Origin of the sequence: Acetobacter cibinongensis (assembly GCF_000963925.1) — a bacterium.
GTDB classification, from domain to species: domain Bacteria; phylum Pseudomonadota; class Alphaproteobacteria; order Acetobacterales; family Acetobacteraceae; genus Acetobacter; species Acetobacter cibinongensis.
In genome coordinates this window covers 43,360-68,555 of record NZ_BAMV01000007.1, presented here as the reverse complement: position 1 = coordinate 68,555, position 25,196 = coordinate 43,360, and the positions used below count along the sequence as shown (strand labels likewise).

General features: G+C 55.6%; 21 protein-coding genes. 9 read left to right on the top strand and 12 right to left on the bottom strand.

All coding sequences use genetic code 11. The features are described 5' to 3' along the window. Positions 1-32 precede the first annotated feature (32 nt). From Abci_RS03370 to Abci_RS03350, 5 genes are all read right to left on the bottom strand, one after another. Entirely contained in the window at positions 33-818 is a 786-nt protein-coding gene (locus Abci_RS03370) for a hypothetical protein (RefSeq protein WP_048837745.1), read from the bottom strand. A gap of 43 nt (positions 819-861) precedes the next feature. After that, positions 862-1,359: a DUF523 domain-containing protein gene (locus Abci_RS03365; RefSeq protein ID WP_048837744.1), complete on the bottom strand. Its 498-nt coding sequence runs from the start codon at positions 1,357-1,359 to the stop codon at positions 862-864. Continuing rightward, complete coding sequence (gene ggt / locus Abci_RS03360) at positions 1,360-3,168, bottom strand: gamma-glutamyltransferase (protein WP_371861403.1); 1,809 nt, start codon at positions 3,166-3,168, stop codon at positions 1,360-1,362. Positions 3,169-3,183: 15 nt separating this feature from the next. Continuing rightward, positions 3,184-3,984 carry a type I methionyl aminopeptidase gene (gene map / locus Abci_RS03355; protein ID WP_048837918.1) on the bottom strand — a complete coding sequence of 267 codons (801 nt, stop codon included), beginning with the start codon at positions 3,982-3,984 and terminating at the stop codon, positions 3,184-3,186. 191 nt (positions 3,985-4,175) lie between these two features. Next, positions 4,176-5,345, bottom strand: coding sequence for a D-alanyl-D-alanine carboxypeptidase family protein (locus Abci_RS03350; RefSeq protein WP_048837917.1), 1,170 nt, complete (start codon positions 5,343-5,345; stop codon positions 4,176-4,178). Between the two features lie 274 nt (positions 5,346-5,619). Here Abci_RS03350 and clpS point away from each other — a divergent pair, with 274 nt between their 5' ends. Further along, the gene (clpS, locus tag Abci_RS03345; protein WP_084597498.1) at positions 5,620-6,000 is read left to right on the top strand and encodes an ATP-dependent Clp protease adapter ClpS; all 381 of its coding nucleotides are present in this window, start codon (positions 5,620-5,622) and stop codon (positions 5,998-6,000) included. Between the two features lie 197 nt (positions 6,001-6,197). Then, positions 6,198-8,558: an ATP-dependent Clp protease ATP-binding subunit ClpA gene (gene clpA / locus Abci_RS03340; protein WP_048837915.1), complete on the top strand. Its 2,361-nt coding sequence runs from the start codon at positions 6,198-6,200 to the stop codon at positions 8,556-8,558. Positions 8,559-8,646: 88 nt separating this feature from the next. Here clpA and Abci_RS03335 read toward each other — a convergent pair whose 3' ends face one another. Beyond that, positions 8,647-9,129, bottom strand: a complete 483-nt coding sequence (locus tag Abci_RS03335; protein WP_048837914.1) for a DUF3465 domain-containing protein — start codon at positions 9,127-9,129, stop codon at positions 8,647-8,649. A 124-nt stretch (positions 9,130-9,253) separates the two neighbouring features. After that, positions 9,254-10,147: a polyphosphate kinase 2 family protein gene (locus tag Abci_RS03330; RefSeq protein ID WP_048837742.1), complete on the bottom strand. Its 894-nt coding sequence runs from the start codon at positions 10,145-10,147 to the stop codon at positions 9,254-9,256. A gap of 201 nt (positions 10,148-10,348) precedes the next feature. Between Abci_RS03330 and Abci_RS03325 the strand changes: the two genes are divergently transcribed. Then, positions 10,349-10,954 carry a YqgE/AlgH family protein gene (locus tag Abci_RS03325; protein ID WP_084597497.1) on the top strand — a complete coding sequence of 202 codons (606 nt, stop codon included), beginning with the start codon at positions 10,349-10,351 and terminating at the stop codon, positions 10,952-10,954. Positions 10,955-10,963: 9 nt separating this feature from the next. On the opposite strand, the gene Abci_RS03320 is transcribed toward Abci_RS03325, so the two are convergent. Further along, on the bottom strand, positions 10,964-12,694 hold the full coding sequence (locus Abci_RS03320; protein ID WP_084597496.1) for an alginate export family protein: 1,731 nt from the start codon (positions 12,692-12,694) through the stop codon (positions 10,964-10,966). A 349-nt stretch (positions 12,695-13,043) separates the two neighbouring features. On the opposite strand from Abci_RS03320, the gene Abci_RS03315 reads away from it, so the two are divergent. After that, positions 13,044-14,075 carry a sulfate ABC transporter substrate-binding protein gene (locus Abci_RS03315; protein WP_048837741.1) on the top strand — a complete coding sequence of 344 codons (1,032 nt, stop codon included), beginning with the start codon at positions 13,044-13,046 and terminating at the stop codon, positions 14,073-14,075. Between the two features lie 66 nt (positions 14,076-14,141). Here Abci_RS03315 and Abci_RS03310 read toward each other — a convergent pair whose 3' ends face one another. After that, the gene (locus tag Abci_RS03310; protein ID WP_048837740.1) at positions 14,142-15,425 is read right to left on the bottom strand and encodes a mechanosensitive ion channel family protein; all 1,284 of its coding nucleotides are present in this window, start codon (positions 15,423-15,425) and stop codon (positions 14,142-14,144) included. Positions 15,426-15,963: 538 nt separating this feature from the next. Here Abci_RS03310 and Abci_RS03305 point away from each other — a divergent pair. From Abci_RS03305 to Abci_RS03295, 3 genes are read left to right on the top strand one after another with little or no spacing between them, the layout of a single operon-like run. Next, positions 15,964-16,425, top strand: coding sequence for a (2Fe-2S)-binding protein (locus Abci_RS03305; protein ID WP_048837739.1), 462 nt, complete (start codon positions 15,964-15,966; stop codon positions 16,423-16,425). Beyond that, positions 16,415-18,601 carry a xanthine dehydrogenase family protein molybdopterin-binding subunit gene (locus tag Abci_RS03300; RefSeq protein WP_244877568.1) on the top strand — a complete coding sequence of 729 codons (2,187 nt, stop codon included), beginning with the start codon at positions 16,415-16,417 and terminating at the stop codon, positions 18,599-18,601. Before Abci_RS03305 ends, Abci_RS03300 begins: the two co-directional genes overlap by 11 nt. Further along, positions 18,601-19,827, top strand: a complete 1,227-nt coding sequence (locus tag Abci_RS03295; protein ID WP_052944755.1) for a cytochrome c — start codon at positions 18,601-18,603, stop codon at positions 19,825-19,827. The genes Abci_RS03300 and Abci_RS03295 overlap by 1 nt, the downstream gene beginning before the upstream one ends. A 400-nt stretch (positions 19,828-20,227) precedes the next feature. On the opposite strand, the gene rapZ is transcribed toward Abci_RS03295, so the two are convergent. Then, positions 20,228-21,187, bottom strand: coding sequence for an RNase adapter RapZ (gene rapZ, locus Abci_RS03290; RefSeq protein ID WP_086652283.1), 960 nt, complete (start codon positions 21,185-21,187; stop codon positions 20,228-20,230). Between the two features lie 257 nt (positions 21,188-21,444). Here rapZ and Abci_RS03285 point away from each other — a divergent pair, with 257 nt between their 5' ends. Then, positions 21,445-21,822: a Rid family hydrolase gene (locus Abci_RS03285; RefSeq protein WP_048837738.1), complete on the top strand. Its 378-nt coding sequence runs from the start codon at positions 21,445-21,447 to the stop codon at positions 21,820-21,822. A gap of 11 nt (positions 21,823-21,833) precedes the next feature. Here Abci_RS03285 and Abci_RS03280 read toward each other — a convergent pair whose 3' ends face one another. Together Abci_RS03280 and Abci_RS03275 are read right to left on the bottom strand one after the other, a co-directional pair. Then, positions 21,834-23,642 carry an ATP-binding protein gene (locus Abci_RS03280; protein ID WP_048837737.1) on the bottom strand — a complete coding sequence of 603 codons (1,809 nt, stop codon included), beginning with the start codon at positions 23,640-23,642 and terminating at the stop codon, positions 21,834-21,836. A gap of 9 nt (positions 23,643-23,651) precedes the next feature. Then, positions 23,652-24,365, bottom strand: a complete 714-nt coding sequence (locus Abci_RS03275; RefSeq protein ID WP_048837736.1) for a response regulator transcription factor — start codon at positions 24,363-24,365, stop codon at positions 23,652-23,654. 189 nt (positions 24,366-24,554) lie between these two features. Here Abci_RS03275 and Abci_RS03270 point away from each other — a divergent pair, with 189 nt between their 5' ends. Continuing rightward, positions 24,555-25,157, top strand: coding sequence for a nucleotide exchange factor GrpE (locus tag Abci_RS03270; protein ID WP_048837735.1), 603 nt, complete (start codon positions 24,555-24,557; stop codon positions 25,155-25,157). Positions 25,158-25,196 lie beyond the last annotated feature (39 nt).

The window sequence follows — 25,196 nt, the reverse complement described above, 5'->3', positions numbered from 1 at the left end:
AACAAGCTGCTCCTTGCCGCAGGGCACGTCCGCTATTGTGCGCTTTGACTGGTTATGGCCGGTGCGCCGCAGGTTTGCCGTGAGAGCAGAACGGTTTTCAACGGCATATTATGCGCGTCGTACAACTCAATCCGCGTGCCGATATCCAGATTGAAGGGGGTCGGTTTGTTCAGCGCCTTGCACAAGATGCGCTGCATGGAAGCAGTGTTATTTTTGTTTTTGATGAATGTGACTGTATCAGCATCGGCAATGCGGATTTTGTAGAGAATACTGTTGCCAACGACCTGAGCATCAAAAAACGTCATGAACTCTATTGTGAGAGGAAAAGATTTCTTCTCAGCCCTTACGGTCGCTTCCAGGTAATTCCTGATTAGTTCCGGGTCATCCGGGGCTTGGCTGACCGTCAGACACTCTTGAGGTGTAATGACATAGGAGAGGAAAGTGGTAGCTGTTTCCGGGTTTCGGTATGCCAGACGGAGTGACATGCCATCCTTGATAAGCGGCGCATAAAGCGCGTTGCGGCACAGGCTGGGCATGGCCAGCGCCTTGGCGCTGCGGGCCAAATCTGTCTGGACAGTGCGCCTGAGCACATAGTCATGCCCGACATCAATATCGATCACCAATGTCGTGCCAGTGGTTTCGCACTGCACCACTTTTGTGCCGGGACTAATTTCCAGCGGTAATTTGCCACTTCCGTTAATGGCGCGTGCAAGGGCTGCTACGCGCTGCTCCAGCGGCGATGTTGTCTGGGCATGGGCCGCAGCCGCGTGGGTGAGTAACAACAAGGAAAATAATAGAAGGCGCACTCTCTTTTTCATGGCTATCGCCTTACGCCTCTTGCCAGAAGATGCAAGCGGGCTTTCAGAAAGACGAAAGAGAGGCAGCCAGCTTTTCAATGTCAGCCGGGGCAAAAACGGCAATGCCGTTCTGGCGTAGCAGGGCGGCTGTCACACCTTCCCCAGCCTGTTTCTGTCCGGTGAAAGAGCCATCATAAATCATCAGGCTCCCGCAGGAGGGGCTACCGTCTATCAGAAGGGCGACCGTGCAGCCTTCCTGCTGTGCAAGTGCTAGCGCGGCCTGTGCGCCGTCCAGAAACGGGGCGGTTACATCCGCTCCCGTTGTGTCACGCACCAGTGCGTGCCCTGCCACCACATCCCGGCCGGACAGGCCGTTGGCAATTTCTGCTGCGGGGCGGGGTGTGGGCATACCGCCTGCCCGTTCCGGGCAGAGGGAAACAACCCACCCATTCTGCTGCCAGTGCTGTAACAGCGGGTGCTGTAGTGTTTTGGCAGAGCCATCATACCGCACCGGTTGCCCCAGTAGGCAGGCGCTTACCAGAATACGCGGGCCGGCAGGCATTTATTCGCCTGTAGCTCCGCCGCCTTCATGCCGCCTGTCAAAGCCGCCATAATAGCGGGCATCGCCCTTGGTGCCCAATTTGGGGCCACCAACCAAAATGCCCTCCGGCATACCCCACGGGGCATGAGGGGAGAAGCTGTAGCCTTCGTGCTCAAGGGTTTTTTGCACGTCCGCCGCTACCGCGCCGGATTCAATTTCCACAGCTTCGGGCATCCACTGCTGGTGCAGGCGGGGCAGGTCAATGGCCTGCTGGATGTCCAGCCCATAATCTACCACACTGAGAATAACAGACAGCACAATGGTGGGAATGCGCGAGCCACCTGGGCTACCAATTACCAGAACCGGTTTGCCATCTTTGGAAACAATGGTGGGCGACATGGAAGAAAGCGGTGTTTTACCCGGCGCAATGGCATTGGCCGCGCTGCCAACAATGCCAAACATGTTAGGCGCACCTGGCTTGGCGGAGAAGTCATCCATCTCGTCATTCAGGAAGAAGCCGGTATTGCCCGCAATCACCTTGGCACCAAACCAGCCATTCAACGTGTAGGTGGTGGAGATGGCCAGCCCGTTTTTATCAATAACCGAGAACTGCGTTGTCTCGTGCTTTTCCGGTGTTGTTTCCCCTTCCCTCAGGCTTGCGGAGGGTATGGCAACATCAGTGGGAATATGTGCCCGCACCTGTTCGGCATAGGCGGGGTCCAGCAGGTGGCGGGTTGGGTTGTGCACAAAAGCCGGGTCTCCCAGGCTGCGGCGGTCAGAATAGGCGTGGCGCATGGCCTCAATTTCGCGCTGCAAGGCCGGTGCCGTATGCAGGCCAAGAGCATGCATGTCATAGCCGGACAGAATGTCCAGAATTTCGCACAACGCGATACCGCCCCCGCTGGGTGGGGGGGCGGTTTCAACCAGATATCCGCGATACTGGCAGCTAAGCGGCGTGAGTTCGCGCGTTTTGTACTGTGCAAAATCTGCCAGTTGCAGCAGCCCGCCATTCTTGCGGGAGGCCTCGACAATGGTTTTGGCAATCGGGCCTTTGTAAAAGGCGTCTGGCCCTTTGTCCGCCACCAGTTGCAAGGTGTTGGCCAGATTGGTCTGCACCAGCCGGTCCCCTACCTGAAGAGGGGAGCCATCTGGCCGCAGGAAGATAGCCTTGGCCTCCGGGCTTGCACGGAAGGCGTCGGTGGAGGTGTTCAGCAGTTCCACGTCCCCGGCCTGAAGCACAAAGCCCTCACGCGCCAACTTGATGGCCGGAGCCATAACAGCCTTACGGGACAGATGGCCCCAGCGGTGCAACACTTTGTCCAGCCCGGCCACAGTGCCGGGTACCGCCACGGCTTTCCAGCCGGTGACGGATTGCTCGGCCAGCACATTGCCCTGCGCGTCCAGATACATGTCTGCCTTGGCGGCTAAGGGCGCTTTTTCCCGGAAGTCCAGAAAAATGGAGGGTTTGCCGGGCTGGCGCAGCATCATAAAGCCGCCGCCGCCAATATTGCCGGCTGCGGGGTACACCACGGCCAGAGCATACCCCATGGCCACGGCGGCATCTGCGGCATTACCACCTTTGGCAAGAATATCTGCCCCAACGTCAGAAGCCAGTTTCTGTGCGGAAACTGCCATGCCGTTTTTGCCCGGTGTAGGTGCCAATGGCGGTAGACCATTAGGCTGCTCTTTTCCGTAAGCCAGCGGGTCCGGTGCGGAGGCTGGCTGTGCGGCCTGTGCGCTGACAGGCAGCCAGACAGTGGCACAGGCCAGCAGCACCAGTGCTGAACAACGCCGGACCGAGGCGCTACGGGGCAGGGCGGGGCAGGGCAGATAGGTCATGCAGCTTTAGCCTTCGGTGGGGTAAGGTGGGCAGTGATAACCAGCAGGAGAGAGGGTGAAGATTTCACATCCCGTCTCCGTAACCCCCAGCATGTGTTCAAACTGGGCGGACAGGGAGCGATCCCTTGTGACGGCGGTCCATTCATCTTCCAGAATTTTCACATCCGCGCGGCCAATATTCAGCATTGGCTCAATGGTAAACACCATACCAGCCTGAAGCTTCATGCCTTCACCAGGGCGGCCATAATGCAGCACTGTTGGTTCAGCATGGAAGGTCCGGCCAATGCCATGGCCACAGAAGTCCCGCACAATGGAGTAGCGGTTCTGTTCAGCCAGTACCTGAATGGCGTGGCCAATATCCCCCAATGTTGCGCCGGGGCGTACAACATCAATGCCACGCATCAGGCAGTCATAGGTTGTTTTGATCAGTTTGTTGGCTTTAACCGGGGTCTTGCCTACCGTGAACATGCGGCTGGTATCACCATACCACCCGTCCAGAATGGAGGTGACGTCAATATTGACGATATCCCCTTCCTGAAGCTTCTTTTCCCCCGGTATGCCGTGACACACCACGTGATTGATGGAAATGCAGCAGGATTTTGGGAAACCACGATAATTCAGCGGGGCTGGAACAGCACCGTGTGCCAGCGTGTAATCATGAATAATCTGGTTGAGTTCTTCTGTCGTTACCCCGGGTTTGACGTAAGGGGTAATCATGTCAAGCGTGGCGGCTGCCAGTTGGCCCGCGGCGCGCAGGCCCTGAAAGTCGTGTTCGTTATGCAGAACAATACCGTGTCTGCCAGCCATACTGAGTGCTCCATTCGTTTTGCAGATCTGTAGAGCAGCTTTAAAAATCAGCAGGGAGGGGTGGTGCTCTTGGCACACCAGACCTTGTGGCACGATTTTTAAAGCTGCCCTTATCCAGACAGCAAAATGGAACGCAGCCGCCTTAAAGGCAACCCGCTTCCGGGCAGGAAGCGGGGGAAAGTGTCATAAAATCAGGTTCTGCTGCGTGTTGCGTGTGCTTTATGCAGCGTATGCTTGCTGGTGCTGGCTGTAGCCGGATGCACTTTTGCCCCAATAAGCCGGAGATGGTGGCCGTTGGCGACTGGTGTGGCGCGTACATGGTGCACACCACGGCGGCCTACGGGCGCTTCGGCCACTTCCAGCGGCGCATGAGAATGGGCTGCCGCCAGAACAATCACACGCCCTGCATGGTGATGAGCAGGGACGATGTTGCGTGCCAGAACCAGTGGCCGTTCAACCGGGGCAACGCCCTCAGCATCAAACCCACGGTCAAGCTGGTCTGCCATGGCCAGAGTCCGCTGGCCATTGCTGGACGCGCCCATAACAACACCAACCAGCCGCACATTACTGCGCAGGGCGGATGTCACAAGGTTGCGGCCTGCTTCTTCTGTATAGCCGGTTTTCATGCCGTCCGCGCCCACATAGGCTTTCAGCATGGGGTTGTGATTAGGGATCATCCGGCCATGAAAGCGGAAGGCAGCGGTGGAGAAGTAATGATAGTCTTCCGGGAAGTCATTGATCAGATGTCTGCCCAGTGTGGCGAGGTCACGCGCCGTGGTAAGCTGGTCCGGGTCTGGCAGGCCGGAGGCATTGCGGAAGGTGGTGCGGCTCATACCCAGCGCGCGGGCCTGCTGGGTCATGAGGGCAGCAAACTGTGGTTCGCTCCCGCCACCCAGAAATTCACCAAGGGCACAGGCAGCATCGTTGGCGGACTTTGTGACCAGCGCCAGAATGGCCTGCTGCACGGTCAGGCGGCTACCCGGCACAACCCCAAGTTTGGAGGGCTCCATGGTTGCTGCATGAATGGAGACGGGCACAAGCTGGTCCAGCGTGATCGTCCCGGCACGCAGTGCCGAGAACGTCAGGTACAGCGTCATCAGTTTTGTCAGGCTGGCAGGGTAGCGGCGCAGGTCCGGGTCTGTCTGGGACAGAACGGCACCGGTGTTAGCGTCCATCACAATAGAACTAAGCTGGCCTGCATACTGCGCATGGGCGTTACGCTGGGTCGCAACGGTGCCTAACGCAACACCCGCCAGCAGCCCAATCCATTTTCGACTGGACGTTCTCTTTCTGTTCTGCTTATATTCAGCAGACTGGGTTGGGGTGTGTTTTCTGCGTCCTGCTTTGCCGGTATGTGCCACTGCGCGTCCCACCTGTGTTTCTCAGGATAATGTCAGTCTCGTCTCATAGATTGCAAGCCCGCAACAGTGAAAAAAGGAGAGAATCCTTATCCTTGCGCGGTATTCTTCACATCCTGTCTCAGCCTGATTTGTGGCCTGAATAAGGCATCTGCACGCCAGAAGGCTTGATAACTCTGCCATTCAGGCGCAAAGCCCCCTTCCATCAGTGGGATGCCATGCCAATATTGTGGTATAGGATCATCTCCTTAAAAATTGGCAACGGAGTTCTGTACTGATGGCGTCCCGTTCTTTTACTGTTCTGCACACGGGCAATGGTCCATCACGCCGCCAGGGTGGTGGCACGGAGTCGGGTGATGATGGGAGCGATAGCGGCGTTGTGGTGAAAGCCCGCCCCAAGACCCGCAAACCCTCCATGTACAAAGTGTTGATGCTCAACGATGACTACACGCCCATGGAATTTGTGGTGCATGTGCTTGAGCGATTTTTCAGCAAGAACAGAGATGAGGCTACGTCCATCATGCTCAACGTGCACAAGCGCGGGGTAGGGGTGTGCGGTGTGTTTACCTATGAGGTAGCGGAAACAAAGGTCACGCAGGTGATGGACCTGGCACGCCAGAACCAGCACCCGCTGCAATGCACAATTGAAAAAGAGTAAACACCTGCTTTGCGGGAAAGCTGGCGTTATCTGTAGTTTTTCGGAGCCTTCAGGAAAAAAAAACGTCATAGCGCAATTTTTACGCGCTTTCTGACTCGCAATTCCTCTCAAAGCGGCCAAATATGAAAACAGGCCACCAGAGTATGCAGGCATCCTTAGCCCACACTCTGGCAGAACGGGGAAAGGAGCGTCTCATCATGTTGTCACGCAATCTGGAGCAGACGCTACATCAAGCTCTCATTTTAGCCGGTGAACGGCACCACGAATATGCAACGCTGGAGCATCTGCTGCTGGCGCTGGTGGACGATGCTGATGCTGTTACGGTGTTTCGTGCCTGCGGGGTCGACCTTGACCGCCTGCGGACAGACCTGACGAATTTTCTGGATAAAGATCTGGCCGGGCTGGCGTCTGAACGCCCGACCGAGCCAAAACCAACGGCCGCCTTCCAGCGCGTTATCCAGCGTGCGGCCATTCATGTACAGTCCACAGGGCGTGATGAAGTGACGGGTGCCAACGTGCTTGTTGCCCTGTTTGCCGAGCGGGAAAGCCATGCGGTCTATTTCCTGCAATTGCAGGACATGACCCGGCTGGATGCCGTCAATTTCCTGTCGCACGGCATCGCCAAGGCGCCTGACCGCTCCACACGCCGCCCGGTGACTGGCACAGGCAAGAACAATGCGGAGTCCGGCCCTGACAAAGGCGAAGACCCCGAACGCGGGGAAGCCCGCACACAGAAGAATCAGGAAGCGCTCTCCACCTACTGCGTCAACCTCAATGCCAAAGCACAGGCAGGCAAGGTTGATCCGCTCATTGGGCGGGACAAGGAAGTTGAACGCACGATCCAGATCCTGTGCCGCCGCACCAAGAACAACCCCCTGTATGTGGGTGACCCCGGCGTAGGTAAAACAGCCATTGCCGAAGGCCTGGCCCGCCGCATTGTTGAAGGCAATGTGCCGGAAGTGCTGCTGAAGGCCACCATCTATTCTCTGGACATGGGGGCCTTGCTGGCCGGTACCCGTTACCGTGGGGATTTTGAAGAACGCCTGAAAGCTGTGGTGACCGAGCTGGATCAGGACCGCAATGGCATCCTGTTTATTGATGAAATTCATACCGTGATTGGTGCTGGCTCTACCTCTGGTGGAGCGATGGATGCCTCCAACCTGCTTAAGCCTGCTCTGGCTGCGGGCACATTGCGCTGCATTGGTTCGACCACGTACAAAGAGTTCCGCCAGCACTTTGAAAAAGACCGTGCGCTTGTGCGCCGGTTCCAGAAAATTGATGTGCCTGAGCCGTCAGTTGAAGATGCGGTGAAGATTCTGCGTGGCCTGAAAAGCAGCTACGAAAAACACCACAAGGTGCGGTACACGGAAGAGGCTATTCGTGGCGCGGTGGAACTGGCTGCCAAGTATATCCATGACCGTAAACTGCCCGACAAAGCCATTGACGTGATTGATGAGGTCGGGGCCTCCCGCATGCTTCTGCCAGAAGGTAAACGCCGCAAGACCGTGAACCTGAAGGATGTTGAGGACATTATTGCGCGTATTGCCCGCATTCCGCCCAAAAGTGTCTCGGCGGATGATAAGGAAGTACTGCGCGCGCTGGACCGTGACCTGAAAAACATGGTGTTTGGGCAGGACAAGGCCATCCATACCCTGTCAGACGCCATCAAACTGTCCCGTGCAGGCCTGCGTGACCCTGAAAAGCCGATTGGTAACTATCTGTTCTCCGGCCCCACCGGGGTTGGTAAGACCGAGGTTGCGCGTCAGCTGGCTGCAACATTGGGTATTGAGCTGATCCGCTTTGATATGTCGGAATATATGGAGCGCCACTCCATTTCCCGTCTCTTGGGCGCACCTCCCGGTTATGTCGGGTTTGATCAGGGCGGTCTGCTGACCGATGCCATTGACCAGCACCCCCATGCGGTTCTGCTGCTGGATGAAATTGAGAAAGCGCATCCAGACCTTTATAACGTGCTGTTGCAGGTTATGGATCACGGCCGCCTGACGGACCATAACGGGAAAACGGTGGATTTCAGAAACGTCATTCTGATCATGACCACCAACGCCGGTGCGGCAGACCTGAGCAAGGAGGCTATTGGCTTTGGGCGCGACACCCGTGTGGGTGAGGATGAAGAGGCCATTAAACGCCTGTTCACCCCGGAATTCCGCAACCGTCTGGATGCCATTATTCCGTTCGCTAACCTCACGCCGGAAACGGTGGGCCGCGTGGTCGAGAAGTTTGTGTTGCAGCTTGAAGCCCAACTGGCAGACCGCAACGTGACGCTGGAACTGTCTTCCGCAGCCAAGGAGTGGCTGGCAGAGCGTGGGTATGACCGCCTGTATGGTGCACGCCCACTGGGCCGCGTTATTCAGGAAGAACTGAAGAAACCGCTGGCGGAAGAACTGCTGTTTGGCAAGCTGACCAAAGGTGGCGCGGTCAAGATCGGTCTGAAAAACGGTGCGCTGACCTTTGATATTATCGAAAGCAACACACCCGACCGGGCCGACGGGGCTGGTAAAGAGCGCAGCACAAAACGTGAGGAAGAAGCAGCCGGGTAACGGCAGCCTCTCCCCAACAGCGGGAAACAAAAAAGGCCAGTCCGCACCATACGGACTGGCCTTTTTTTATGGTGGGTCGCGTGATGGCTCAGTCGTATTTATGGCCATTTACAGTAACATAACCGGGTACGGGCCATGACCAGCCTGTGCCATGGTGCGTCCAGTCGATGCCCTGACGGCGGATGGAGTCGTAATAATACCGGCCTACAACTTCCACCTGATCGCCTTTTGCAACCCAAGGCCAGTTCGGAGCCTTCATTTCATCCAGACCGGAGACAATGCGGATGGAAATGGAAGGCGTGACAGCCACATAAAAATAACCATGCCAGCCGCTGCGTGTGCGCTTGGCTTTGGGGCTCACTGCCAGCACCGTGCCGCAAATATGCACCGGCACATCCGCTTTGGAGCCGCCATTTTCAAATGCAAACTGCTTTGCCAGAAAATCACGGTTATCGCAGCTTGCCGGAACCGTTGCGGTGGGTTCAGCCTGTGCTGCTACGGAGTAAGGAAGAGCCGTAAGCGTAAGCAGGCCCGCAGCCAGCAGGGGGCGTAAAAAGGCGGGGGCAACCATAGGGGGAGTAACCTTTGTTCTGACGGTGCCATGGTCCACCGGCTGGGACAGCCACGGCATGGGGTAAGCGTCTGTAGGAAACATCGGCCTGTTCCGCAACAGGCCGATACTTTGCGGGGAGACCTTATTTTTCGTTTTTCAGTCGTGCAAGGTAGTCATCCAGCCGCTGGGTAACGTCCGGCGCAGGCTGAGGGAGTTGCAGTTGCAGGTGTGTCAGGGCACGAATAATGGTGCCAATGACCACCAGCCGCGCATACCATTTGTGGTTGGCGGGCACGATAATCCATGGTGCGTAGGGGCGAGCCGTGGCCTGAATGGCATCCTCATACGCTGTCTGGTACTGGTCCCAGTATTCGCGTTCCTTGAGGTCAGACGAAGAAAATTTCCAGCGTTTTTCCGGTTCTTCCAAACGGGAGAGCAGGCGTTCTTTCTGTTCATCGGCGGAGATGTTCAGAAAGAATTTCAGCACCAGCGTGCCTTGGCGGGAGAAGTAATGCTCAAGGTGGCGAATGTCCTTGTAGCGGCCTTCCCAGAATTCTGGCGTATCAATAGGGCCGGTCAGGTGTTCGCGGTCTAGCAGTTCAGGGTGAACGCGGGTGACCAGCACATCTTCATACTGGCTGCGGTTAAAAATGACGATGCGCCCGGCCTGTGGGGCCGCAGCATGAATACGCCATAAAAAGCCATGTAGCAGGTCTGTCGGGCCGGGCTGCTTGAAGGAGGCAACAGACACACCTTGCGGGTTAACGCCGGACATAACGTGCTTGATTGTGCCGTCCTTGCCAGCCGCATCCATGCCTTGCAGAATAATCAGCACGGACTGCTTCTGGTTGGCGTAAAGCAGTTCCTGCAGGTCCTGTAACCGATGCTTGACCTCTTTCAGCAGCTCGGACCCATCTTCCTTGGTTAAACCAAGATTCCCGTCATCATTGGGGTTATGATCCTTCAGGCGGAATTTATCGCCTTCTGTAATGTGGTAGCTATCAAGGATGTGCAGGAATTTGGTCAGTTTATTCATGATGGTTCCCTTATGATGGGCCGACAGTACAACCGAATAAAAAATTTGTAAAAACGTTCAAATTTTTATTTCTCAACAGAGCGGAGGTGCCTTGCGCAGGTGTCTCTCACACTCGGTATGCCTCTTATGTGTGTATCTGGCCATCGGCTAGCGTAGCAGACAAAGGTTGCCAAAACGCAAAGCCGGTCGCATATCGGACCTATGGCTTCTCGGCATTATACTTCATCCTCCCGTATGGCGGATCAGGTTCCGTCTCTCGCTGGCCAGCTTCTGGTCGCGTCTCCAGCCCTGGGTGACACCCCATTTGCCTGCACGGTTATTTATCTGTGCGCCCATACGGTTGATGGCGGGGCTATGGGGTTTGTCGTCAACCGGCGTTTGCCTGCCCCCGGTCTGGATGAACTGCTGGAACAGTTGCACATTACGCCCGTGCCGCCTGTGCGGCGCATTGGGGTGAGTGCGGGGGGGCCGCTGGACGTAACGCACGGTTTTGTCCTGCATTCCTCCGATTGGGAAAGTGAGGGCGGGCTGGCAATTACGCCAGACGTAACACTCAGCGCCTCTCTTGCCGTGCTGCAAACTCTGGCGGAGGGGGCAGGCCCGCGTAATGCGCTATTGGCTATGGGGCATGCCAGTTGGTCTGCTGGACAATTGGAAGAAGAAATCCTGCAACAGGATGCGTGGCTGGTAGCCCCCGCCACACCGGAGATTGTGTTTGGGCAGGATTTTGATGGCAAATGGCGGCAGGCTCTTGCCGCCATCAATCTGGATCCGGTGCAGCTTACAGGCCAGACCGGTCACGCCTGAAGGTCGGGTTTAAAACCTGAACACAAAGTTGGACTGGTAATAGGTCGCGCTGGACCCACCTGCTTTATTCAGGGCGTTGGAGGTCATGAAGCGTGACACATACTGCGTCCAGGACAGATGTTGCGTGATCTGCCAGGCAAGAGACGCCTGCGGTGCCATGCCAATAAACTTGCCATCAAAATCATGGGCAAATTTATAAAAGCCTGATGAGCGGTAAATGGGGTCCTGTGTACTATACCGCCAGAAGAGCGGGTATTTGACCTGTAAGCTGACAGATTTGAAAAATGTTGCGCGTATAAGTGGGGCAACACTAATCAGGTTAGAGCCGGTCATATAGGTTGTGGTGTCCAGATAATTGGTCTGGGGATTAAACGGAGAGATATAAGTGCCGATTGTACCGTTCTTCTTATCCTTGTTGCCGCCGGAATAGACGTCTGTCTGCACACCCATAAAGGTATGGAAACGATCTTTGGGAATACGGTAACCAACAAGCGTATTGATGGCATAGCCGCTCACGTTGCGCGCCTGATCTGTTTTGGCATAACGGAAAACCCCACCCTGCCAGATGCCGCCTAATGAAAATTCAAATGGCCCGGCCAGCCCATGCCAGCGTACCCCAAAGTTGTTGCGCGTATTGGAGCCATTATTGCTTGTGTTGTTTGGGCCAGCTATTGCCCCACCTGACCCGGAAAGTTTGTAGCCAACATAAAAAGCATCCAGAAATGAGTAGCTTCTGTCTCCCATAAAGTGCCCATCTGGCGGGGCCCACGTCATGTTAAAACCATACAGGCGGGTATTATAGTTTTCAGTGTCATGGAACATTTTTGTGTAGGAATCGTTTGTCTGCACAAAGTCCCACCCGTCAATGCGGAAGCGTGGCCAGACCATATACCCCCGAAAACCGTTCCAGGAGAGCGGAACATTCGGTGTCTCCCGGCTGTAAAGCATGTAGGAAGGCGCACCCACAAATTGCTGCCGCCCGAACATGAAGCCACTTTTGGCCCCCAGCATGTTCCAACGTGTTTCTACAAAAGCTTGTTGGACATCAAGCCGTTTCCTGAAGGTGGAGCCGTATCCATAATAGTTCCAGCCTCCGGCATCCGCATTAATTAATTGCCCAAAAAAGCGCACATGCTCGCCAAGGTGTAGGTCTGCGCCGTACAGGTTGCGCACGCCAAAACGTCCTGAATCATTATTGTGCTGTGTGCCCAGATTGGGGCGGCTTTCAAACCAGTTACGCAGGCGGGTTTCACCCGAAAAGCTGAGCCATATGGTCTTGTTTTCGTTCAGAGCTATAAATTTAAGGACGTCCAGAGGGTCTGTCCGTTTGCTTTTGTCACGCAGGCGGCTCCAGTCTTCTGCCCATGGGGCAACACCATATTGCCCCACCGGGCCAAAGCCCGCGGCCTCTCCGTTGCCACGGTTGAATACGCCCCAGTCATATTGCCTGCCAGAGGTTCGGCCTTGCGCGCCGGTCGTGCGTATAGGCTGCCCGGTTGGTGTGGCGTGCGGGTACAGCACAATGTTGGGCAAAGGGGGGGCGTGCACGGTAATGGTCTCCCGCGCTTTGGCGGGGGTGGCGGGTGTGCCTGTGGTAGCAACGGCAGACGGTGCTGGCTGGGCTACTGGCGCTGCTGTTTGTGCGATGGCCGGGCGCAGTAAGGCAACCGCCAGACACGCAGCAGACGAAGAAGCAAGAACACAGAACCGCGAAACTGCTGAAGCCTGAAAGCCGACCATGGAGACCCTGCAAACACTATAAAATACGATAAAAAACGATATAAAAATAAATACACAAACAAGAACAAACCGCAATGATCAAAAATTAACATTCTCATTCGTGCATAGTGAGTGTGTATTTTTGGCCGCAGAAGAGTTTGCGGTGTGTTGGGTGCGCGGCTTTGGGTGTTAGGAGATACGGTCTGAGGCCAAACATGGGGGTAAAGTAAGGCATAAAAAAACACAAAAACTTGTGTTTTATCTTGACGCAAAATACGCGAGTGATAGCGTGGAATTTAACAGGCAATCACTATCCCGGCGTTAACCCTACAAACAGCCGGGGTGTCAGAATGGAACAGGGGGCAAAACCGTGTCTGGTCTTTTCTCACGGCGTAAGGTTTTAACGGCAGCCCTGCTGGCTGCTGGCGGCGCGGCATCCGGGTTTACACTGCACCAGCAGGCACTGGCGGATACGGCCACTCTGCTCAACGTCTCGTACGACCCAACGCGCGAGCTGTATGCGGAAATCAACAAGGCTTTTGCCGCTGCATACAGCAAGGATCATGCTGGTAGCAGCGTATTTGTACGGACCTCCAACGGCGGCTCCGGTGCACAGGCCCGCTCCGTGTTGGAAGGGGCTCCGGCTGATATTGTAACGCTTGGTCTGGCGTATGATATTGATGTGCTGGCTCAGCACGGCCTTCTGGCAACAGACTGGCAAAAGCGCCTGCCCCATAACTCAACACCTTATACCAGCACGATTGTTTTTCTGGTGCGTAAGGGCAACCCCAAACATATTCAGGATTGGTCTGACTTGATCCGCGATGACGTCAAGGTTGTAACGCCTAATCCCAAAACGTCTGGCGGCGCACGGTGGAATTACCTGGCTGCATGGGGATGGGCGCTGCACCAGCCTGGCGGGTCTGAAGACACAGCGCGTGCGTACCTCAAGCAGTTATTCAAGCATGTGCCTGTGCTAGACACCGGCGCACGCGGCGCTACCAACAGCTTTGTCCAGCGCGGCTTGGGGGATGTACTGCTGGCGTGGGAAGATGAGGCCCTGCTGGCCGCCAAGGATATTGGGCCGGATCGGTTTGATATTGTCGTGCCCAAACTGACCATTCTGGCTGAACCGCCCGTTGCTGTGGTGGACAAGAATGTTGCACAGCATGGCACACAGGCTGCGGCACAGGCTTACGTCAACTTCCTGTTTTCTCCCACCGGGCAGCGGATTGGCGCCAAGCATTACTTCCGCCCAGTTGATCCTGCCATAGCGGCAGAAACTGCCAGCGTTTTCCCGAAGGTTGAGACATTTGACGTCGCCAGCCTTGGGGGCTGGGCCGCTGTGCAGAAGAAACATTTTGCGGATCACGGCGTGTTTGACCAGATCACGCAGGACTAACATGCCAGCGTAGCAGGACCGAGTTTTTCCAAATGGCGGCTTTCTTTTTAAGGGGCTGCCATTTTTTTATGGTTGTTGAACTATGCCGGGGGCAGACGGCGTGTAGGAAGAGCTCAGGGCTGGCGGGGTATCAAATGGCCCAAACGGCCCAACGGGTGGGGTGCCAGCACCGGGCGGTATTGGCTGTGCAAGGGGTGGCTGGGTGGCACTCTGTTCTGCTGGTGTCATGGCAAAGCGGGTGCGGGGCAGGGCTTCAGGGCATTCCTCACACATCCAGCGGATAATTTTTTCCCGTACTTCGCAGCGCAAATCCCAACTTCTTATGGCGGTGCGTGCGCTGGCGGTCATACGAATGGTCACGATGTGCTGGTTGCAGTCCACCACCTGCACACTGAAGTCTTTTCCCGTCCACTGTGGGCAACCGCGTACAATTTCTTCCAATTTGGCGCGTATCTTGTCCACGGGGGCGCGGTAGTCCACATACAGGAAGACTGCGCCAATCAGTTCGGCTGAATTATAAGTCCAGTTCTGAAAAGGCGTGTCCAGAAAATAGGCTATGGGCACAATCCGTCTCCGCCAGTCCCAGGCCCGAAGCACAACGTAGGTGGAAGTAATTTCCTCCACCCATGTCCAATCACCCTCAAAAGCAATCAGGTCTCCCATACGGATGGGTTGTGTCATGGCAATCTGAACCCCGGCGAACAGATTGGCCAGAATAGGCCGTGCTGCCAGACCGGCAATCAGAGAGGCCGCTCCAGCCGAGGCAAAAAGGCTGAGGCCGTATTCCCGCACCGGTTCAAAAGACATGAGTTCCGCCCCGATGGTCAGAACACAGATCAAAATTTCTGCCATACGCCGTAGGAGCCGGAACTGGGTGGCGTGCTTGCGGGCCAGAATATCGTCTTCCTGATCGGCTTCAGAAAAACGGGTCAGGTAGGCGTCCGAGATCACGCGCACGGTCATGAGAATCCCGTAGCCCATCACCGCCACGAAGGAGATGAGCAACAGATGCCCCACCCCATCCTGCAAGGTGCTGTGCAGGCCACTCACAGGCAGTGCCACACCCATGGCCAGAATCATGATGCTCAGCCGTACGGGCCGCCGCAGCGCCTTGGTGAAGGACCGTACAACCGCCCCCTTGCTGCCCGGTAGGCGCATAAGGATGCGGTCTGTCACCAGACGGCTGACCAACCCCGCCACCAGCCCGACAAGAACTAGCACGAGCAGAGACACAATGGGGGCCGGTAGCCAACTCAACCACGCTCTGAAAGAGGAGACGTAGGGCGTAATTTCCTTTTGAATGGAGACCGCCACAGGGTCTTGCGTCAGTGTGGTTGCGGAAAGCGGCATAAGAAAAAACAATCACCTTTTGGCTACGATTAAACACCGGGCAGCAGTGTGCATGATGCAATACGAACAATTTTGTGTCTGGAAAATTGAACGCAAATAAAGACGCAGAAGCAGTGGAAAAGTTCTGCGCCTTATCTGCTTAAGGATCACAAAAATATTTTTATTTTTCAAGTCTTGCCACCTGTAAAATGGTGCATTTCTTTTTTGCGCCGGTTTGCAGGTGATAGTTTTTCTATGGTCGCGGTCTGAAAGAAGAAAATGGCTCCCATGGTGTTGCAAGGGACTTGCCGGTGTCTGTGGCGCTAAAGAGTGAGGCTACAACCCACTGCCGTAGGCTCCGCAGTCATGGGCGCGAGGTTGGACAACGCTCGGGCAGAAGTTCGTCAAGCTAGCTTCAGAAGAAAGTATAAATTAACACTTTATAAATAGTTTGGTTATTGATTACGAATATTATCAAAATAATTCCTGCTTTAAATTTTTTAAATAATGCCTATAATAAATACAACTATATTTCATTGTTTATAGTGGACTTGCACGTATGAAGTTTGATCTCAAGGTAAACGGCACCCTTCACACGGTAGATGTGACGGGCGATATGCCTGTGCTCTGGATTTTAAGAGATATTTTGCATCTTACGGGTACAAAATATGGGTGTGGGGTTGCGCAATGCGGTGCCTGTACCGTGCACGTAGATGGACAGCCTGTCAGGTCGTGCCTTCTGACCGTACAATCCGCAGCCGGACGCGATATTACGACCATAGAAGCCATTAACCAGACAGAGGCAGGGGCTCGCGTACAACAGGCGTGGCTGGATGAGGAAGTTATTCAGTGCGGCTACTGTCAATCCGGACAGATCATGACAGCAACAGCCCTGTTACAGAAAACCCCGCACCCCAGCGATGCGGAAATAGATGACGCAATGGCGGGCAATATCTGCCGTTGCGGCACCTATGTTCGTATTCGTAAAGCTATTCATAAAGCAGCTTCTCATGATGTCTGAAAAAGCAAAAATCGTCTCCCCATCAAGGCGCGCATTTATCGGGGGGGCATTGAGTGTTGGCGGCGGGTTGCTGCTTCCAACTTTTCTGCCCGGTTTGCCGCTTATTCAAACCGCGCAGGCGCAGGATGCGTTAACGGGCAGTCTTTTTAAGCCCAATGCCTTTATCCGTGTTCCCTCACAGGGGGCCATAATCCTTGTCATGTCTCATGCTGAAATGGGGCAGGGCATTTACACGGGTCTTGCAATGCTTCTGGCGGAAGAGCTGGAGGTCGGGCTGGATCAGGTGCAGGTTGAAGCCGCCCCGGCGGACCCTGCCTATATTGATAAAGGGGCGAGCGAGGAAGAAACCGGGGGTTCGTCCTCCACGCGTCATTGCTGGGTCTCTTTGCGGGAAGCTGGTGCCGCAGCCCGTATGATGCTTATTGCCGCCGCAGCCCAGCGTTGGGGTGTGGAAGCCGCAGGCTGCAAGGCGCATGAAGGCCGCGTGACCCACCAGGCTACCGGGCAAAGCCTTTCTTACGGAGCGCTTGCAGACCTTGCGAGCCATCAGCCAGTTCCGGAAAAAATTACTCTCAAATCACCGGCTGACTTTACGCTTATCGGCACAAGCCCCCGCAGGGTTGATACCAAAGCAAAGACCAATGGGTCTGCCCGCTTTGGTATAGATGCACAGATACCGGACATGAAGGTCGGCCGCATCATGGCATGTCCTGTCAAAGGTGGTCACCTTACCGGCTACAACAAACAGGCTGCCCTTGCTGTCCCGGGTGTGGTTGAGGTTGTGACGTTGCCAGACGCCATAGCAGTCATAGGTGACCATATGTGGGCTGCCATAAAAGGGTTGGAAATGGCCAGCCCTGAGTGGGATTACGGCAAGAACAGCACAACCTCGACTGAAGATATTATTGCCGACATGAAAAAAGCATCAGACCAGTCTGGTGTCACTGCCGTAAAGCGCGGCAACGTACAAAATGCGCTACGGAATGCTCATACACGGGTCAATGCTGTTTACGAACTTCCCTTTCTGGCTCATGCAGCGCTGGAACCTATTAATACCACATTACATATCCGGCCCGATGGCGCGGATGTATGGGTAGGTACGCAGGTTCCTGGCCGTGCCAGACAGGAAGTGGCCGATGCAACAGGCTTGCTACTCGAGAAAGTTTTTATCCATAACCATCTTATTGGTGGAGGGTTTGGAAGAAGGCTTGATTCAAACTCTATTGGTCAGGCGGCACGTTTTGCAAAACAGGTGTCCTATCCCGTTAAGCTGATCTGGACCCGGGAAGAAGACATCACGCAGGACCAGTTTCGCCCTTATTACTATGACCGGGTTTCTGCCGGACTAACGAACAACGGCGCAATCAGCGGCTGGCACCACAGAACAACAGGCTCATCGGTCTCCGCACGCTGGTCTCCGTCTGACATGGACCACGGGCTTGACCCGGATGCCGTGGAGGGTGCCGCAGAAACGCCCTATACCATGCCAGACCAGTTGGTGGAATTTGTTAGGCATGAGCCAGACGCCCTTACTACACTCTGGTGGCGCGGGGTCGGGCCAACCCACAATGTTTTTGTGGTGGAAAGCATGATTGATGAGCTTGCTCATAAAGCGGGTCAGGACCCTTTGGCCCTACGCAAGAAACTGGCAGCACACCAACCGCGTGCCATAAAACTCCTTGATGAAGTGGCAAAGCAGTCAGGCTGGGGCAAAACACTGCCAGACGGGCATGGTATGGGCGTGGCGCTGCACTATTCGTTTGAAACGTGGGCCGCGACCGTTGTTGAGGTCAAGGTTGAGAAAGACGGTCAAATTCACATCCTCAGCGCCCATAGTGCGGTTGATTGTGGCCCGGTTGTTTTCCCCGATGGTGTTGTGTCCCAAATACAGGGTGGTCTTATTTTTGGCTTTACCATGGCACTTTATAATGAAATCACTTTGAAAAATGGACGTGTTGAGCAGTCAAATTTTCATAATTATCGCATGATGCGCCTGAGTGAGGCGCCCGACATTCATGTCCACATCCTGCCAAATGCAGACGCAAAAATTGGTGGGATTGGGGAGGTCGGCACAGTTGCCGCAGCGCCAGCGCTGGCCAATGCCTTATTTGCTGCCACGGGCAAACGGTTACGCCGCATTCCCTTTGCCAAACAATTTGGAAAGGATGCCGTGTAATGCTGTTACGTTACGCTCTACTCACCGCTCTTGTTGCCGGAATAGGGAGCCACACGGCTTTTGGCCAGACGGCTGCTACATCGGCACCCAATCAAAACGAGATAATCGAAAAAGGAGAATATCTGTTTCGGGCTGCTGACTGTGCAGCGTGCCATACTGCCCCAGATAGCAAGAAACTGACAGGGGGGCGGCCTTTCCCTCTGCCATTTGGCACGGTTTATGCGGTTAATATTACGCCTGATATGCAAAGTGGTATTGGCGGTTACACAGACGCAGAATGGCTGAAGGCCCTGCGTGAAGGCGTAGGCCGTGGCGGCAAGCATTTATACCCGGTTATGCCGTATACAGCTTACACCTTGTTGAGTGACGATGATGCTCTGGCCATCAAGGCGTATCTGTTCAGTCTCCACCCTGAAAAAGCAGAAACACCACAGAACACGCTGGTCTTTCCGTTTAACCAGAGATGGGGCATGGTATTTTGGAACTGGCTGAATAACCCAAATAAACGCTTCGAGCCCGACAGCAACCGCTCACCAGAATGGAACCGTGGCGCTTACCTTACAGAAGCCCTTGGTCATTGCAGTCAGTGCCATACACCCCGGAACTTTACCTACGGTTTAAGCAGCAAGGCTTATGCCGGTGCCGTTCAGGTTGGGTGGAAGGCCTATAACCTGACATCAGACAAAGAGCATGGCCTGGGCGACTGGACGGATGAGCAACTCTCCTCCTATCTGTCCACCGGCAAAGCTGTGGGGAGAGGGGCCGCGTCTGGCCCCATGGCAGAAGCCGTTGAGCACGGGCTGCGTTATATGACACCCAGCGACATTTCCGCCATGATGACATATTTCCGGAGCATTGCGCCAATTGCCAAAGGCCCTGTAGCGCAAGATATGCCACCCGCAAACGCCCCTCTCTCCACCACCTATAAACGCGGAGAGGCGCTGTTTGCTCAGGCATGTGCAGGCTGTCACCTTGCAAATGGGTTGGGCCGTCAATCTGACTGGGCTGCGCTAGCAGGTGCACATAGTGTTTCTGACCCTGCGGCCAGCAATATCGTCCAAGTGCTTTTAACAGGAACAAGTTTGGAAACAGACCAAGGTAAAGTGTTTATGCCCAGTTTTGAAAAGGGCTACACCGCGGATGAACTTGCAGCGCTGTCGTCTTATATTCTGGCGCATTTCGGGGGTGTGAAAGCCGATGTGCCAGCGTCAGAATTTAAAAAATAAGATCTAAAAACTTATTTTTTTTGTTATGAATTTTTACGGCTTTGTTGTTTTTCAAAGCCGTAAAATTTTTCCTCGTGTTTCAGATATCTTTTCCGAAAAATACGTTTTGTGGAAAAGTCTTTTCTAGTGCCGCTCTGTTGTATCGACAGATGAGTGAAAGGATGGTGGCTCACGCCATACTCACTGGCTTTCGATTCTGCTTGTAAAACGAGAGGGTGTGCCAGTCCCTTACCCAAGTAAATACTGCTCTGGACCCTCGGCACTGTGTTTCAGGGCACGCCTTGTCATCACACTTGGACACCAGAAGACCGCAAAATGCTCTATGCGCATCAAGTGCACGCACCGTTGCGGCAAACCGCACTAAACCCTAACGACCCCTAACAGAGCCGCGCGAGTAGCTTCAGCTACTTGCGGTATCAACCGGTTTCCGTGCCCAGCGCCAACCGCTCAGGCCCTGCCGTGCCAGTTCCCGATGCATGATCATGATAGGCCACTGGCCAGAACCTTTATAATGACCCATGCCATCTGGCGCTGAGAGCCGTTCTGCCAAGGCCTCTACCAAGGTGACGGACCGGTGCCGCCCTCCTGAGCACCCAATGGCAATAGTGGCGTATTTCTTACCTTCCTGCACAAAGCGGGGCAGCACCAGTTGCAGCATGGCGTGAATCTGGTTCAGGAACTGCGGATAGTCAGGGTCTTTGGCAACATACTCTGCCACATCAGCATCCAGCCCGGTTTTTGGGGCCAGTTGCGGGTCATAATGTGGGTTTTGCAAAAAACGGGCATCAAACACAATGTCTGCCTCCCGCGGTAGCCCGGCGGGGAAGGCAAAGGACATCAGCGCGACCGTCAATCCCTGGCCAGAGCGTGCCTGCCAGGGGCTGAAGCGGCTTTCCACAAACCGGCGCAGGTCTGGTGGTGGCATGTCAGAGGTATCAATGACCAAGTCCGCCGCTGTGCGCAGGGGGGCGGTCAGAGCAATTTCATCGTCAATGCCGTCTTTTACGCTGCCATGTGCGGCCAGAGGGTGGCGGCGGCGGGTGGCGGTATAGCGGCGTAGCAGGACGCTTTCTTCAGCTGTGGCGTAAATCAACTCAACAGCAAGGGCCGGATTAATGCGCAGCCGCGCCACGGCTTCCAGCACGGCAGATGGGTCAAACCCGCGGGTGCGCGAGTCCACACCAATGGCAATGGGTTGCTCTGCCCTTGCCACAATATCATCCAGCATACCCAACGGGGGGTTATCAATCACCTCGTAATCAAGGTCTTCCAGAATGCGCAGGATGGAAGATTTCCCGGCACCGGACAGACCAGATACAAGCAGGATGCGCCGTGGGGTATAAAGGTCAGCCGCGCACATCAGGACATGTCCTTTCCAGAGCCTGTTATACAATAGGGTGTCATGGGGGTCCCACCTGACCGGACGTGTTGTTGCTGTGAATGCCAGACACAGTATGCTCGGCTCACCCCCTGTTACGCAATATGTCGGTGGTTTATTGACTGGGCAGAGCGTGGCTGCGTCCTGTGCATGACACAGGGGGCGTGGCATGGTATTGTTAACAGCACACAACAAGTTTTACTGTGTGCAACAGGCAAGGTGGGGTGCATTTTTTAAATATGGTTAATCCGGCACAGTCTCAGTATGGCGCGCACTCCAGCGGCATAGGGCGGGTAGAGCATGTTTCCGGGGGGCTCAGGCTGACAGGTCTGCGCTCCGGCGCCCCGGAAGGGCAAAGTATGGCAGAGCAATGCCAGGAGGCGCTCGATCACGGTCTTGCCGCGCTGCGTGCGCAGGGGCTGAGCCTGTCAGATGTTACCCGCGTGGTGTATCTGATTGCCAATGCAGCAGAATTTCACACCTGTGCGCCTATCCTGCGCCATATGTTTTCCAGCATAGCCCCTTCGGTCACACTCATATGGGTCAAAGCTCTGCCCGCACCCCATGCGGATATTGAGTTTGAGTTTTGCATAGAGGCCGACGAGCAGGCTGACTAAGCGCTGCTGCCTTACGCAGCTGGCAGGCTCAGCAGGCGGGGTAGCCGCACAATAAACCGTGCTCCATCGACACCACCCTGAGCATTGTGTCGGTTTTCAACCGCTATAGTGCCATGCAGGGCCTCCACAATCTGGCGGCTGATGGACAGGCCAAGGCCAGAATGCTGGCCAAAATTCTCGTTCTTTGGGCGTTCTGAATAAAAACGGTCAAAAATGGAATCGAGCTTGGCTTGCGGAATGCCGGGCCCTTCATCGCTCACCGCCAATTCCACCATATTCCCTACGGGTCTTGCTTCCAGAACAATGCGGCCATTGGGGGGTGAGAACGAGATGGCATTGCCAATCAGGTTACGTAAAACCTGCACCAGTCGATCTTCTACCGCCAGAACACGCAGCGGGTTTTCGGCCGTATCCCCTTCAACTTCCGTCACAATCTCAGGCTGGCCTTCCTTGCGGGTAGCCTGATGGATTTCCGCCAGAACCGAGAGGAGCGGCATGATGGAGACAGGCTCCACCTTGGCGCGTGACATTTCCGCGTCCAGCCTGCTGGCGTCAGAAATATCAGTAATCAGCCGGTCCAGCCGCCGCACGTCCTGATTGATGATGGTGAGCAGGCGGCGTTGCTGGTTCAGGTCTTCAATCCGCAGCAGCGTCTCAATGGCTGAGCGGATGGATGAGAGCGGATTTTTGATCTCGTGGCTTACATCCGCAGCAAAGCGTTCAATGGCGTCCATGCGTTTCCACAGCGCCTGGGCACTGGCCTGCAAGGCACGCGCTACATCGCCAATCTCATCTTGCCTTGCCAGTAGGCGGGCAGGAACCGTGCCGGTCCGGCCAGAGGATTCGCGCATAACTTGTGCGGAGGTCGCCAGCCGCAGCAAAGGCCGTGCAATGGTGAGGGACAGATACCATGACAGCAGCACGGTAATAATCAGCACCATCAGAAACAGTGACAGAATGGAGGAGCGGATGGCAAAAACGGACCGATCGACCTGAGAGGCCGTGCGGGTCAACTGGATAATCCCCACGGTATGCCCATCATGAATGACAGGTTCAGCCACCGTGATAATCAGCCGCCCATTGGCTGTGCGGCGAATATAGGGCGGCGCTTCAGGGGGAGGGCGGACATCCGGACCACGGGCCTCTGTCGGGTGGGCCGGGTCGGCGGGAATATCGGCCTCGTTTGTGCCCAGAGTGACAATGTCAGAGTTATGGTTCGTCCAGATCCACGTCAAAGCCCGTTCAAAAAAGCCCGGTTCATCCAGTGGAATAGTGTGCATGGAGCGGGGGGGCGTGTGGTCTCCCTTGCGGGGCGGTGCGCCAACCGCAGGAATAACTGCCCCCGGCAGGTCAGCCAGATTATCTGCTACCAATTGGCCATCGGGCGCAAACAGGCGGGCATGGGCGCTCGGGCTTGGCTCCGTCAGACGGAGCAACATCCGGCTTGCCGGAGACGATTCCAGCTTGAAACCGCCATCCGGGTCTGTGTTGCGGCCCTTGCCGCTCCGCACAGCGCTTTCCCCCAAGGCCCCGGCATAAATGCGGGCTTGTTCACGCAGGGCCGTGACCTCGGTTGCCAGCAGACTGTTCCGGAACTGGTTGAGGAACAGCATGGTCACGGCCAGCAGGGCCAAGGGTAGGATATTAACCAGCATGATGCGCCGCATGAGCGGGGAAACAAGCCGTTTGCGGGAGGGGTCGTGCGGTAGCGGAGGTTTTCCGCCGCCTTCCAGCGTGCTCTGCCCCGGTCTGCGCAGGCTGCGCAGGCTGCGCAGGCGGGTCAGTGACGAGGAGACAGACATGCGGGTCCGGCGGGTCATGGCCGGTGCTCAGTCTTCGCGGTAGCGGTAGCCAATACCGTACAGGGTTTCAATCTGGTTGAAGTTATCGTCCACCTGCCGGAATTTTTTGCGAACCCGTTTGATGTGGCTGTCAATGGTCCGGTCATCCACATACACGGTGTCACCATAGGCGGCGTCAATCAACTGGTCGCGGGACTTCACAAGGCCGGGGCGCATCGCCAGCGTTTTGACCAGCAGGAACTCTGTTACGGTCAGGGGGACATCCTGCCCGTTCCAGGTGCATTTATGGCGGAGTTCATCAAGGGAGAGAGACCCACGCACCAGTGCACCCCCAACAGGGGTTCCGCTGGCTTCTGCCCGGCTTACCTCGTTCCGGCGCAGCAGGGCGCGTATGCGCTCCAGCAGCAACCGTTGAGAGAAAGGTTTGGTAATATAATCATCCGCCCCAAGGCGCAGGCCCATCAACTGGTCTACTTCCTCGTCCTTGGAGGACAGAAAGATAACCGGCAGGTGGGAGCGTGCCCGCAAACGCTGCAATAGTTCCATACCGTCCATGCGGGGCATTTTGACATCCAGTACGGCCAGATCGACGGGGTAGGCAGTCAATCCCTGCAAGGCCGATTCGCCATCGGTATAGGTGCGCACCTGAAAGCCTTCTGCTTCCAGAGTCATTTGTACCGAGGTCAGGATATTGCGGTCATCGTCAACCAGCGCGATTGTCTGCTTGGTCCGCTCTACCATTGTGTGCGTGTCCTTCCTCGCCATCAACGCAAGCCTGTTAGCATACGCGCATTGCTTTGCTTACGCCACTGGGCGCAATTTTTCTCTTGCCTGTGTTTTTGAAGCACGGGTAGCGCGTCGTGTAAAATCGACACAGGAACGACCCTCTGGGTCTTGTCGGTTTTGGGTGTGTTGCTTACTTCATAGGGCATGACCCACGACACAGACCAGACACACGGCGCCCAGCCGGCTGAGCCGACCGACGCCGAAAAGATTTTCCAGCCTCAGGACGCGGTAGCTCCTGAAGCGGAAGACCACGCAGACCCAGCCGCTCCGGCGGAGGATGCAGCCCAGAAGCTTGAGCAGGAAGCTGCTGAGTTCAAGGAAAAATGGCTGCGTGCCGAAGCCGAGAACCAGAACCTGCGCACCCGCGCCAAGCGTGATGTGGATGATGCCCGCCAGTACGCGGTGCAGAAATTTGCCCGTGACGTTGTGGAAGCCGCAGAAAACCTGCGCCGCGCTTTGCACAACCTGCCTGCCGCGCAGGAAGGGGAAGACAGCGTGCTGACCAAAATGCGTGAAGGCATTGAAAGCACGGAACGCTCTTTCATCTCCATTCTGGAGCGTCACGGCGTGAAGTGTGACGACCCGCAGGGTAAGGTTTTTGACGCCAACCTGCATCAGGCCATGGCAGAACAGCCAAGCCCGGACCACACGCCCGGCACAGTTATGCAAGCCTGGACCCCAACCTGGACCCTGCATGGCCGCCTGCTCAAACCAGCCATGGTTGTGGTTGCAAAAGCGCCGGAGTAAACACGGCACAGACTTACCGTATGGTGGGGTAATAATTTT